This window comes from Parahaliea mediterranea (assembly GCF_003402235.1).
GTDB lineage: Bacteria > Pseudomonadota > Gammaproteobacteria > Pseudomonadales > Halieaceae > Parahaliea > Parahaliea mediterranea.
The window spans coordinates 112,476-123,691 of sequence record NZ_QEWO01000003.1 but is presented as its reverse complement, the minus strand read 5'-3'; the positions used below and the strand labels follow the sequence as shown (position 1 = coordinate 123,691).

Below are 11,216 nucleotides of genomic sequence, written 5' to 3'. Positions count from 1 at the left end.
ACCATGAGTGCATCCATCACCCCCCAGCGCCCCTGGGTTTATCCCTGCGAAGGGGACGACTGGCAGCGCATTGCCGCGCGCGTATTCCCCGAGCGCCCCGTCGAGGAGGCCATTGCCGATCTGCAGAGCTGGAACCTCTACCTGGTGTTTCGCCCGGCCCCGGCCGGCATGACGCCATCGGACATCGTCTTTACCGGCCCGCCCGCCGCGTGAGCGATGGCCGCGCCGAGGTGGCGGTGATCAGCGCCGTGCGCCTAACTCCCACTCACGACGCCGAGGCCGCCATGCTGGTGGAGCTGCGCTACCCCAACGGTGGCACCGCGGCCGTACAGGTGCCCGCAGAAGACGCCCCGGCGGTGTTCGTCCGGGCCCGGGTGGCCACCGCGGCGGAGCTGGTGGGCCTGCCCTGGACGGTGTTGCAGGTGCGGGAGGTTGCCGGCCCCGGCCCCGGCCGGGGCTGACCCTGCCGTCGGCTGCGCACCTGTGCGCTTGACCTTCCTGTTGCGGGAAGGTTTATCGTGTCGGGACATCATCATCTGATGCTTTAACAAGGAGGCTATGATGAGTTCCGAGCAGACAGCCAAGGCCCCCGGCGCGGCGGCCACCACCCTGCTGATTGAAGGCATGAACTGCGCGTCCTGTGTCGGGCGGGTGGAGCGCGCCCTTATGGCGGTGCCCGGCGTTGCCGGCGCCACAGTCAATCTCGCTACCGAACAGGCCAGCGTGCAGGGCAGCGCCCCCGCCAAGGCACTGGTGGCGGCGGTGGCCGGGGCCGGCTATAGCGCCCGGCTGCCAGACGCGGGCGCGGCGCAGGCCGAGGCGGCCGCCGAGCGCAGGGAGGGCGAATACCGCGCCCTCAAGCGGGACCTGACCCTGGCGGCAGCCCTCACCCTGCCGGTTTTCGCCATCGAAATGGGCGGGCACTTCATCCCCGCCGTGCACCAGTTCATCAGCGACGTGCTGGGCCGGCAGATGAGCTGGTACCTCCAGTTTGTGCTCACCAGCCTGGTGCTGTTCGGGCCGGGCCTGCGCTTTTTCCGGCACGGCGTGCCGCTGTTGCTGCGCGGCGCGCCAGACATGAACTCCCTGGTTGCCCTGGGCACCATGGCCGCCTGGGGTTATTCCGTGGTGGCCACCTTCTGGCCCGGCGTGCTGCCGCCCGGCACCGCCAACGTCTATTACGAGGCCGCCGCGGTCATTGTGACCCTGGTGCTGCTCGGCCGTTTTCTGGAGGCCCGGGCCAAGGGGCGCACTTCGCAGGCCATCCAGCGGCTGGTGGGCCTGCAGGCCAGAACCGCCCGCGTGTGGCGCGATGGCCGGGCTGTCGAGGTGGCCATTGACGCCGTCCGCCCCGGCGATGCCGTCGAGGTGCGCCCCGGCGAGCGCATCCCCGTGGATGGCGAGGTGGTGGAAGGCAACAGCTACGTGGATGAATCGATGATCTCCGGCGAGCCGATGCCGGTGGCGAAAACCCCCGGCAGCGAGGTGGTGGGCGGCACCGTCAACCAGCAGGGCGCCCTGCGGGTAAGCGCCACCGCCGTGGGCGGCGAGACCGTGCTGTCGCAGATCATTCGCATGGTGGAGCAGGCCCAGGGCTCGAAACTGCCCATTCAGGCCCTGGTGGACAAAGTGACCCTGTGGTTTGTGCCGGCGGTGATTACCGCGGCGCTGGTGACCTTTGTGGTCTGGCTGGTTACCGGCCCGGCGCCGGCGCTGACCTTTGCCCTGGTCAACGCGGTGGCGGTGCTCATCATTGCCTGCCCCTGCGCCATGGGGCTGGCCACGCCCACCTCCATCATGGTGGGCACCGGGCGCGGTGCCGAAATGGGGGTGCTGTTTCGCCGTGGCGAGGCCCTGCAGGCCCTGAAAGACACCCGGGTGGTGGCGGTGGATAAAACCGGCACCCTGACCGAGGGCAAGCCCTCCCTTACCGACCTGGTGGTGGCCGAGGGCTTTGCGCGCCAGCCGGTGCTGGCGGCCGTCGCGGCGGTGGAGGCTCGCTCCGAGCACCCCATCGCCCGCGCGATTGTCGAGGCGGCTGAGGCCGAAGGGCTCACCCTGCCAACCGTTACCGGCTTTGACTCGATCACCGGCTTTGGGGTGCATGCCGAGGCCGACGGGGTGCGCGTTGATATCGGCGCCGACCGCTACATGGCGCGCCTGGGGCTTGACGTTGCCCCCTTTGCGGCAACCGCCGCGCAGCTGGGTGACGAGGGCAAGTCGCCACTGTATGCCGCCCTGGACGGCAGGCTCGCCGCCATACTCGCGGTGGCCGACCCGATCAAGGCCGAAACGCCCCAGGCCATTGCCGAGTTGCATGCACTGGGGCTGGAAGTGGCCATGATCACCGGCGACAACCAGCGCACCGCCCGGGCGGTTGCCCGCCGCCTGGGCATCGACGTGGTGGTGGCCGAGGTGCTGCCCGAGGGCAAGGTGGCGGCGCTGGAATCGCTGCGGGCCGAGCACGGCAGCCTCGCCTTTGTGGGCGATGGCATCAACGACGCCCCGGCCCTGGCGGCGGCCGATGTCGGCATGGCGATTGGCACCGGCACCGACATCGCCATCGAAGCGGCGGATGTGGTGCTGATGTCCGGCAGCCTGCGGGGCATTCCCAGGGCCATTGCCCTGTCCCGGGCCACCCTGCGCAACATTCAGCAGAACCTGTTCTGGGCCTTTGCCTACAACACGGCGCTGATTCCGGTGGCGGCGGGGGCCCTCTACCCGACCCTGGGTATCCAGCTGTCGCCGGTGTTTGCCGCCGGGGCCATGGCCTTCTCATCGGTCTTCGTGCTCGGCAATGCGCTGCGCTTGCGGTCCTTCCGCGCGTAAACGGCCCCCAGATGCGTACCTTCCCTCTGCGCCGGCTGGCGCCCACGGGCGCCGGGCGGCGGGGAGGGCGCTTTCGGCGTTGACATCAAACACATGAACAGGTATTCATATGTTATTGAATGCCAGCCACAGGCGCAGACTATGTCACCTTCCCAGCACCGGCACGACCCGAACCACCGCCATAGCCACAGTGATGGCCACAGTCACAGTCATAGCCACGACCACAGCCACGCACCCACCGTCACCAGGGACAACGAGCGCAAGGTGCTGCTGTCCTTCGGCCTGATCTTCGCCTTTATGCTGGTGGAGGTGGTCGGCGGCCTGCTCTCGGGCTCCCTCGCCCTGCTGGCCGACGCCGGCCACATGCTCACCGATGCCGCGGCCCTGGCCCTGGCCTACGCGGCCTTTCGCCTGGGGCGGCGCCTGGCCGATTCCCGGCGCACCTTTGGCTACCTGCGCTTTGAGGTGGTGGCCGGGTTCATCAACGCCATTACCCTGTTCGCCATTGTCGCCTGGATTGTGGTGGAGGCCTGGCAGCGCTTCCAGCAGCCCCAGGTGGTGCTGGTCGGGCCCATGCTGGGGGTGGCGGTGGCGGGGCTGCTGGTGAACATCCTGGTGTTCTGGATTCTCACCCGCGGCGACAGCGAGCACGTCAATATCAAGGGCGCCGCGCTGCATGTGCTGGGTGACCTGCTCGGTTCGGTGGGGGCTATTGTCGCGGCGCTGGTGATCCACTACACCGGGTGGATGCCCATCGACCCGATCCTGTCGGTGGTGGTGTCCCTGCTGATCCTGCGCAGTGCCTGGAAGCTGCTTGGCAAGTCGCTGCACATTCTGCTTGAGGGCGCGCCCGAGGGAGCCACGCCGGAAGACATCGAGCGCCACCTGATGGCCAGCGTGCCCGGGGTGGCCGCGGTGCATCACGTACACGTGTGGTCGATCACCTCCGGGCGTACCCTGGCCACCCTGCATGTGCGGCCCGTGGACGACGCCGATGCCCGCCGGGTGACCCAGGCGGTGGAGGCCGCGCTGCATGCGCAGTTCGAGATTGAGCACGCCACGGTTGCCGTGGACTGGAACGGCAGCGCGGAGCCTTGCAGCCTTGCCCGCGCCACGGCCACGCCATAGTCGCACTGACGCCAGGAGAGCGTGCGCATGCCAACAGCACATTTAAAAGAGACCACTGTGAACCCGATTCAGACACCGGCTATCAACGAAATCACCATCCTGGCGGAAACCTTTCGCCTGCTGGGTGACCCCACCCGGCTGAGGATTCTGTTCTTCTGCCTGTCGCAGGCCAAATCGGTGGGCGACATTGCCAGAAGCCTCGACCTGTCACAGACACTGGTCAGCCACCACCTGCGCCTGCTCAGGGGCGCGCGGCTGATGAAGGGCGAGCGCCGCGCCAAGCAGATTTTTTACGAAGTGGCCGACTGCCACGTGAGCGACATGCTGATCGACATGGCCAGCCACATCGACGAAGAGCCGACAGAGGAGGGGTGACGCCGGCGCTTGCGCCGGGCGTAGCAATCAAGGGCCCAGCGATCAAGGGCGCCGCGGGTCAGCGGCCTCAGGGCGCGCGCTCGTGCTGGAAGAGCTTCACCTCCGCCAGCACCAGCTGCGCCGCCAGCTTGACCAGCAGGGCGTGATTTTCCCGCCGCAGCCCTTCCAGGCCGGCGTCAATCTGCCGGCGCAGGGCCTCGCCCTGCTCGGGCGCCAGGCCCGGCGGCAGGGTGACGCTGAAACTGTACTGCTCAGAGCGGGTGAGTTCGGCGTAAATGGCGGTGAGCTGGTTGGCGGCGAAGTCGATCAGTTCGGTATCGGCGCCGCGGGCGCTGAGCATGTCCCGCAGTTGGCGGTCGAGGTAGGCCAGGCCCTGGGCCTGTTGCGATGGAAACTCGAGGATTTCCCCCATGCCGTGCCAGCTCCCGTGAGGACAATGCCCCGATAATAGCCCCGGGGTGGAGGCGGAGGGAAGCGGCAGAGGGAAGCGACTGGTGCAGTGGCCTGTGTTACAGCGGGCGCAGCAGGTTGGACAGGCGCGGGTCGGGCTGCTTGCTGCGGCGCAGCACCAGGATCATATTGCCGATGGACTGCACCACCTCGGCACCGGTGCGTTCGCACAGTTCCTCGGCCACACTGCTGCGCGCTTCGCGGCTCCCCACCGCCAGCTTGATCTTGATCAGCTCGTGGTCATTCAGTGCGCGGTCCACCTCGGTGATCACATTGTCCGACAGGCCTTTGCCGGCCACCGTGACGATGGGCTTGAGTTTGTGGCCGATGGCGCGCAGCTGTTTGCTGTCGGGGCCGGTTTGCTTGCTCATAGAGGTTCCAGTCTGCGTTTGGCGTTACAATGCCGCCTTTTACGGGGCGCGGATTCTACACCAGCGCCGGCCCTACACGATACGCCAAATACCCGGACTGTCCATGCCCAAGAAACGCTCCTCCAGCCGCGCCTGGCTCAAGGAACACCACAGCGACCCCTACGTGCAGCAGGCCCAGCGCGAGGGCTACCGCTCCCGCGCCTGCTACAAACTGCTGGAGCTGCAGGAGAAAGACCGCCTGATCCGCCCCGGCATGACGGTGGTGGACCTCGGCAGCGCCCCGGGTGGCTGGTCGCAGGTGGCGGCCGACCTGGTGGGCCACAAGGGGCGAGTGGTGGCTTCGGACATTCTGCACATGGACAACCTGGCCGGGGTGGAATTCATCCAGGGCGACTTTACCGAAGACGCCGTATTCGAGCAGATCCTCGCCGCCATCGGCGACAGCCCGGTGGATCTGGTGATGTCCGACATGGCCCCCAACATGAGCGGGGTGAACGCGGTGGACCAGCCGCGGTCCATGTACCTGGTGGAGTTGGCGCTGGATATGGCGGGCCGGGTGCTGGCGCCGGGTGGGTCTTTTGTGGCCAAGGTGTTCCAGGGCGAGGGTTTTGACGAGCTGTTTCGCAGCGCCCGGGCTCAGTACACCAAGGTGCTCACCCGCAAGCCGGCGGCCTCCCGGCCCCGCTCCCGCGAGGTGTACGTCGTCGCAAGGGACTTTCGAGGTTAGAGCCTCCCCTGTGGCACAGGGATGTGCCACCGCCGCGCAGCGCGGAGATGATGTAGAAAGCCTTGAAACATGGAGCGCCATCCCCATCTGTAGTACATTGAACGGCCTTTTTTCCACAGAAGAGTCGCGCAGAACCGGGTTCTGGGCGCTCTCCCGCACCGACACCGGCGCTTTGGCCGGTCAGGATTCCGGCTATACTCATCAGGTAGTGGCGCCACAGGCGCGCTAACCGGTGACGGCCCGACGTTGGTGAGGTAACCGCATTGAGTGATATGGCAAAAAATTTACTGCTTTGGCTGGTGATCGCCGCTGTTCTGCTGTCGGTGTTCAACAACTTCAATATGCAGAGTGCCACCGAACAGGTGGGCTACTCGGAATTCATCCAGGAAATCCAGCAGGAGCGGGTGAAGAAGGTCGTGGTTGACGGCCTCAACATCAGCGGCGAGCGCTACGACGGCAGCCGCTTTGAAACCATTCGCCCGATGCTGGAAGACCCCAAGCTGATCGACGACCTGCTGCAGCACCAGGTAGAGGTGGAGGGCCGCAAGCCCGAGCAGCAGAGCGTGTGGACCCAGCTGCTGGTGGCGTCCTTCCCCATTCTCATCATTATTGCCGTGTTCATGTTCTTCATGCGCCAGATGCAGGGCGGCGGCGGTGGTCGCGGCGGCCCCATGAGCTTTGGCAAGAGCAAGGCGCGCCTGCTGGGCGAAGACCAGATCACCACCACCTTCGCCGACGTGGCGGGCGTGGACGAAGCGAAGGAAGACGTGCAGGAGCTGGTGGAATTCCTGCGCGACCCCAGCCGCTTCCAGAAGCTCGGCGGGCGCATTCCCCGCGGCGTGCTGATGGTGGGCCAGCCCGGCACCGGTAAAACCCTGCTGGCCAAGGCCATTGCCGGCGAGGCCAAGGTGCCCTTTTTCTCCATCTCCGGCTCCGACTTTGTCGAGATGTTCGTCGGCGTTGGCGCCTCTCGCGTGCGGGACATGTTCGAGCAGGCCAAGAAACAGAGCCCCTGCATTATCTTCATTGACGAGATCGACGCCGTTGGCCGCCACCGTGGCGCGGGCCTGGGCGGTGGTCACGACGAGCGCGAGCAGACCCTGAACCAGCTGCTGGTGGAAATGGACGGCTTTGAGGTGAACGACGGCGTGATTGTGATCGCCGCCACCAACCGCCCCGACGTGCTGGACCCGGCCCTGCTGCGCCCGGGCCGCTTCGACCGCCAGGTGGTGGTGGGGCTGCCCGACATTCGCGGCCGCGAGCAGATCCTCAAAGTGCACATGCGCAAAGTGCCGCTGGCGGAGGATGTCGAGCCCGCCAAGATCGCACGGGGTACCCCCGGTTTCTCCGGCGCCGACCTTGCCAACCTGGTGAACGAGGCCGCCCTGTTTGCCGCGCGGGCCAACGTGCGCACCGTGGGCATGACCCAGTTCGAGCTGGCCAAGGACAAAATCATGATGGGCGCCGAGCGCAAATCCATGGTCATGTCCGAGGACGAGAAGCGCAACACCGCCTACCACGAGGCCGGCCACGCCATTGTTGGCCGCCTGGTGCCCGAGCACGACCCGGTGTACAAGGTGAGCATCATTCCCCGCGGCCGCGCCCTGGGCGTGACCATGTTCCTGCCCGAGGAAGACCGCTACAGCCACAGCCGTCGCCACATCACCAGCCAGATCTGCTCCCTGTTCGGCGGCCGCATCGCCGAGGAAATGACCCTGGGCAAGGACGGCGTGACCACCGGTGCCTCCAACGACATCAAGCGCGCCACCGAGATCGCCCGCAAGATGGTGACCCAGTGGGGCCTGTCGGAAAAAATGGGGCCGCTGATGTACGACGACGGCGAGGAAGAGGTTTTCCTCGGTCGCAGCGCCACCCAGCACAACACCGGCATCTCCGGCGAAACCGCCAAGCAGATCGACCAGGAAGTGCGGCGCATCATCGACGAGTGCTATGCCACCGCCGAGCGCCTGCTGGATGAAAACGTGGAAAAACTGCATGTGATGGCCGATGCCCTCATGCTCTACGAAACCATCGACTCCGACCAGATCGACGACATCATGGCCGGCAAGAAGCCACGCGAGCCCCGCGACTGGGGCGGTAGCAGCGGCACCAGCGGTGGCGCCGGCGCGACGGCCGACGATGCCGCCGACGAACAGTCCAGTCCCATCGGTGGCCCCGCCAGCGAACACTGAGCGGCGCCCACTTTGAGCACGCAGAGCCCCGCCCGCCTGCCGCCCCTGCAATGCGGCAGCCGGACGCTGGATCGCGCCACGCCCCAGGTGATGGGGATCGTCAACACCACACCGGATTCCTTCTCTGACGGTGGCAGCCTGTACCGGGCTGGCCGCCTCGACCTGGAGTCCGCCTTTTTGCGCGCCCGCAACCTGTGTGAGCAGGGCGCCACCATTCTCGACATTGGCGGCGAATCCACCCGTCCCGGGGCCGCGCCGGTCAGCGAGGCAGAAGAACTGGAGCGCGTGGTGCCGCTGGTGCGCCGTGTCGCGGCGGAGATGGACGTGGTGATCTCCGTGGACACCAGTTCGCCGGCGGTGATGCGCGAAGCCGTGGCCGCCGGCGCAACGCTGATCAACGACGTGCGCGCGCTGGAGCGCCCCGGCGCCCTGCAGGCGGCCGCCGCAAGCGGCCTGCCGGTGTGTTTGATGCACATGCAGGGCCAGCCCGGCACCATGCAGGATCGCCCCGCCTACCACGACGTGGTGGAAGATGTGGCGGACTATCTCGGCGCGCGCATGGCGGCCTGTGAAAGCGCCGGCATCCCCCGCCAGCAGATTCTGCTGGACCCCGGCTTTGGCTTTGGCAAATCACTGCAACACAACCTGCGGCTGCTGGACCAACTGCCCCGCCTGCAGGCGCTGGGTGCGCCGCTGCTGGTGGGGCTGTCACGCAAATCCCTGATCGGCAAAATCCTCGAACGTGATGTGCACCAGCGCCTTGCCGCCAGCCTGGCGCTGGCGGTGCTGGCGGTGGAGCGGGGCGCCTGGATCGTGCGCGCCCACGACGTGCGCGAAACCGCCGACGCCCTTGCCATGTGCCGGGCACTGGCCGACATCACGCCATAACCACAAGACAGAGACAGATCATGAGCAGGCAGTACTTTGGAACCGACGGCATTCGCGGCGAGGTGGGCAAGTCGCCCATCACCCCGGACTTTATGCTCAAGCTGGGCTGGGCCTGCGGCCGTGTATTTGCCCGCAGTGGCAATGGCAGCCACCGCAGCGTCATCATCGGCAAGGACACCCGCGTATCCGGCTACATGTTCGAATCCGCCCTGGAGGCCGGGCTGGTGGCGGCGGGGGTGGATGTAAAGCTCCTTGGCCCCATGCCGACGCCGGCGGTGGCCCTGATGACCCGCACCCAGAACGCCGTGGCGGGCATTGTGATCAGCGCCTCCCACAACCCCTTCTATGACAACGGCATCAAGTTCTTCTCCGCCGACGGCTCCAAGCTACCGGACGCGGTGGAGCTGGCCATCGAGGCAGAGCTGGCCGAAGAGCTGGTCGTGGTGCCCTCCCGGGAAATCGGTAAAGTGGTGCGGGTGGCCGACGCCGCCGGTCGCTACATCGAATACTGCAAATCCACCGTGCCCGACGACTTCAGCCTGCGCGGCCTGAAAATCGCCGTGGACTGCGCCCACGGTGCCACCTACCACATTGCCCCCAGCGTGCTGTCGGAACTGGGCGCCGAGGTGGTGCCCCTGGGCGTGCAGCCCGATGGCTTCAACATCAACGAGGGGGTGGGCTCCACCGATACCGCTGCCTTGTCGGCGCTGGTGCAGGCATCCGGCGCGGATCTCGGCATCGCCTACGACGGCGACGGCGACCGCGTGCTGTTCATCGACGCCAATGGCGACCTGGTGGACGGTGACGAGTTGCTCTACATCATCGCCCGCCACCGCCTGGTGCGCGGGCAGGCCGAGGCCGGGGTAGTGGGCACCCTGATGTCCAACCTGGGGCTGGAACTGGCCCTGCGCGACCTCGACTTGCAACTGGTGCGCGCCAAGGTGGGTGACCGCTACGTCAAGGAACTGATGGAGCAGCGCGGCTGGAAGCTCGGCGGCGAGTCCTCCGGGCATATTATCTGCGCCGACCACACCACCACCGGCGATGGCATCGTGGCCTCCCTGCAGGTGCTGACCGCCCTGCAGGAGGCCGGCTCCGATTTTGCGACCCTGCGCAGCGGCATGACCAAGTGCCCCCAGACCATGATTAACGTGCCGGTCAGTGGCCGCGTCGACCTGGCCGAGTTTCCGGCGGTGAGCGCCGCCGTTGCCGAGGTGGAGAACACCCTGGCCGGCCGCGGTCGCGTGCTGTTGCGCCCCTCCGGTACCGAACCGTTGGTGCGCGTAATGGTAGAGGGCCAGGACGGCGACGAGGTCGCCGCCCTGTGCGGCCAGCTGGCCGAGCGTGTGCAGGCCGCGCTGAACTGACGTTCCTGAATCTGCCCTTGAACCCTGGTCTCGCTGAGCCCTGGCCTTGCTGAGCCAAGGTCTCGCTTGTGTCCGGCGGGTATCTCCGGTAGGATTGCCGCCGTTTTCGCACCGGGGTAAATGATGCGTCGTCCACTCGTCATGGCAAACTGGAAGATGCACGGTTCGCGGGCCAGCGCCGCCACCCTGGTGGCTGGCCTGCTGGAACAGATCGATGATCCGCGCGCCGATATCGCCCTCTGCCCGAGCTTTGTGCACCTGTCGCAAGTGCTGGATGCCTGTGCAGGCAGTGCCCTGGCAGTTGGCGCACAGGATTGCAGTCACATGCACCAGGGCGCCTACACCGGCGAAGTCGCGCCGGACATGCTGGCCGACCTCGGTTGCCAGTGGGTGCTGCTTGGTCACTCCGAGCGCCGCCAGTATCACGACGAATCGGACGGTCTGGTTGCGGCGAAGCTGGCCGCAGCGGTGGAGGCGGGGCTCAAGCCGGTGCTGTGCATTGGCGAGACCCGTGAAGAGCGGGAAGACGGCGAAGCCTTTACCGTCGTCGCCCGGCAGTTGCAGGGGGCCCTGGCAGAGCAGTCCGCGTTGGCGGGCCTGGTTATCGCCTACGAGCCCGTGTGGGCCATTGGCACCGGGCTGACCGCAAGCCCCGAGCAGGCCCAGGAAATGCACGGCTACATCCGTGAGCAACTGGCCGAAGTGAAAGGCGTGGACGCCGAGCAGGTGCGCCTGCTGTACGGCGGCAGCGTAAAAGCCGCCAATGCGGCGTCGCTGTTTGCCCAGCCGGATATCGACGGCGCCCTGGTGGGCGGCGCGTCGCTGGACAGCGCGGAGTTCGCCAACATTATCGCCGCGGCCTGAGGCCGGGGCACACAAGAGACACTGC

Annotated in this window: 12 protein-coding genes; 10 read left to right on the top strand and 2 right to left on the bottom strand. The window is 66.9% G+C overall.

Annotated features, from left to right (window positions below; all coding sequences use genetic code 11):
• Positions 1-3: 3 nt before the first annotated feature.
• The 5 genes from DDZ17_RS10015 to DDZ17_RS09995 all read left to right on the top strand — a co-directional run bounded on the left by DDZ17_RS10015 (position 4) and on the right by DDZ17_RS09995 (position 4,332).
• Entirely contained in the window at positions 4-213 is a 210-nt protein-coding gene (locus tag DDZ17_RS10015) for a hypothetical protein (RefSeq protein WP_116366428.1), read from the top strand.
• Complete coding sequence (locus tag DDZ17_RS10010; RefSeq protein WP_193940584.1) at positions 210-461, top strand: hypothetical protein; 252 nt, start codon at positions 210-212, stop codon at positions 459-461. Before DDZ17_RS10015 ends, DDZ17_RS10010 begins: the two co-directional genes overlap by 4 nt.
• A 100-nt stretch (positions 462-561) precedes the next feature.
• Positions 562-2,829 carry a heavy metal translocating P-type ATPase gene (locus tag DDZ17_RS10005; protein WP_193940580.1) on the top strand — a complete coding sequence of 756 codons (2,268 nt, stop codon included), beginning with the start codon at positions 562-564 and terminating at the stop codon, positions 2,827-2,829.
• A gap of 141 nt (positions 2,830-2,970) precedes the next feature.
• Positions 2,971-3,957, top strand: coding sequence for a cation diffusion facilitator family transporter (locus tag DDZ17_RS10000; protein ID WP_116366423.1), 987 nt, complete (start codon positions 2,971-2,973; stop codon positions 3,955-3,957).
• Between the two features lie 57 nt (positions 3,958-4,014).
• Positions 4,015-4,332, top strand: coding sequence for an ArsR/SmtB family transcription factor (locus DDZ17_RS09995; protein ID WP_479680796.1), 318 nt, complete (start codon positions 4,015-4,017; stop codon positions 4,330-4,332).
• 67 nt (positions 4,333-4,399) lie between these two features.
• Here the strand turns inward: DDZ17_RS09995 and DDZ17_RS09990 are convergent, their stop codons facing one another.
• Both DDZ17_RS09990 and yhbY read right to left on the bottom strand, forming a co-directional pair.
• Entirely contained in the window at positions 4,400-4,744 is a 345-nt protein-coding gene (locus DDZ17_RS09990; protein ID WP_116366419.1) for a hypothetical protein, read from the bottom strand.
• A 97-nt stretch (positions 4,745-4,841) separates the two neighbouring features.
• Positions 4,842-5,153, bottom strand: coding sequence for a ribosome assembly RNA-binding protein YhbY (gene yhbY / locus DDZ17_RS09985; RefSeq protein WP_116366417.1), 312 nt, complete (start codon positions 5,151-5,153; stop codon positions 4,842-4,844).
• Between the two features lie 103 nt (positions 5,154-5,256).
• Here yhbY and rlmE point away from each other — a divergent pair, with 103 nt between their 5' ends.
• From rlmE to tpiA, 5 genes are all read left to right on the top strand, one after another.
• Positions 5,257-5,880 (top strand): 23S rRNA (uridine(2552)-2'-O)-methyltransferase RlmE, encoded by a 624-nt coding sequence (gene rlmE / locus DDZ17_RS09980; RefSeq protein ID WP_116366415.1) that lies wholly within the window; start codon positions 5,257-5,259, stop codon positions 5,878-5,880.
• A 272-nt stretch (positions 5,881-6,152) separates the two neighbouring features.
• Entirely contained in the window at positions 6,153-8,072 is a 1,920-nt protein-coding gene (ftsH, locus tag DDZ17_RS09975) for an ATP-dependent zinc metalloprotease FtsH (protein WP_116366413.1), read from the top strand.
• A gap of 12 nt (positions 8,073-8,084) precedes the next feature.
• The gene (gene folP, locus DDZ17_RS09970) at positions 8,085-8,960 is read left to right on the top strand and encodes a dihydropteroate synthase (RefSeq protein ID WP_421910184.1); all 876 of its coding nucleotides are present in this window, start codon (positions 8,085-8,087) and stop codon (positions 8,958-8,960) included.
• A 20-nt stretch (positions 8,961-8,980) separates the two neighbouring features.
• Positions 8,981-10,327, top strand: coding sequence for a phosphoglucosamine mutase (gene glmM, locus DDZ17_RS09965; protein WP_116366411.1), 1,347 nt, complete (start codon positions 8,981-8,983; stop codon positions 10,325-10,327).
• A gap of 123 nt (positions 10,328-10,450) precedes the next feature.
• Complete coding sequence (gene tpiA / locus DDZ17_RS09960) at positions 10,451-11,191, top strand: triose-phosphate isomerase (protein ID WP_116366409.1); 741 nt, start codon at positions 10,451-10,453, stop codon at positions 11,189-11,191.
• The last annotated feature ends 25 nt before the right edge of the window (positions 11,192-11,216 follow it).

Bases quoted from the DNA above. Each gene is read 5' to 3' on its own strand.
- DDZ17_RS09990 (WP_116366419.1), bottom strand. From the start codon at position 4,744: ATGGGGGAAATCCTCGAGTTTCCATCGCAACAGGCCCAGGGCCTGGCC.
- DDZ17_RS10000 (WP_116366423.1), top strand. From the start codon at position 2,971: ATGTCACCTTCCCAGCACCGGCACGACCCGAACCACCGCCATAGCCAC.
- yhbY (WP_116366417.1), bottom strand. From the start codon at position 5,153: ATGAGCAAGCAAACCGGCCCCGACAGCAAACAGCTGCGCGCCATCGGC.
- rlmE (WP_116366415.1), top strand. From the start codon at position 5,257: ATGCCCAAGAAACGCTCCTCCAGCCGCGCCTGGCTCAAGGAACACCAC.
- tpiA (WP_116366409.1), top strand. From the start codon at position 10,451: ATGCGTCGTCCACTCGTCATGGCAAACTGGAAGATGCACGGTTCGCGG.
- glmM (WP_116366411.1), top strand. From the start codon at position 8,981: ATGAGCAGGCAGTACTTTGGAACCGACGGCATTCGCGGCGAGGTGGGC.
- ftsH (WP_116366413.1), top strand. From the start codon at position 6,153: ATGGCAAAAAATTTACTGCTTTGGCTGGTGATCGCCGCTGTTCTGCTG.
- DDZ17_RS10005 (WP_193940580.1), top strand. From the start codon at position 562: ATGAGTTCCGAGCAGACAGCCAAGGCCCCCGGCGCGGCGGCCACCACC.
- DDZ17_RS10015 (WP_116366428.1), top strand. From the start codon at position 4: ATGAGTGCATCCATCACCCCCCAGCGCCCCTGGGTTTATCCCTGCGAA.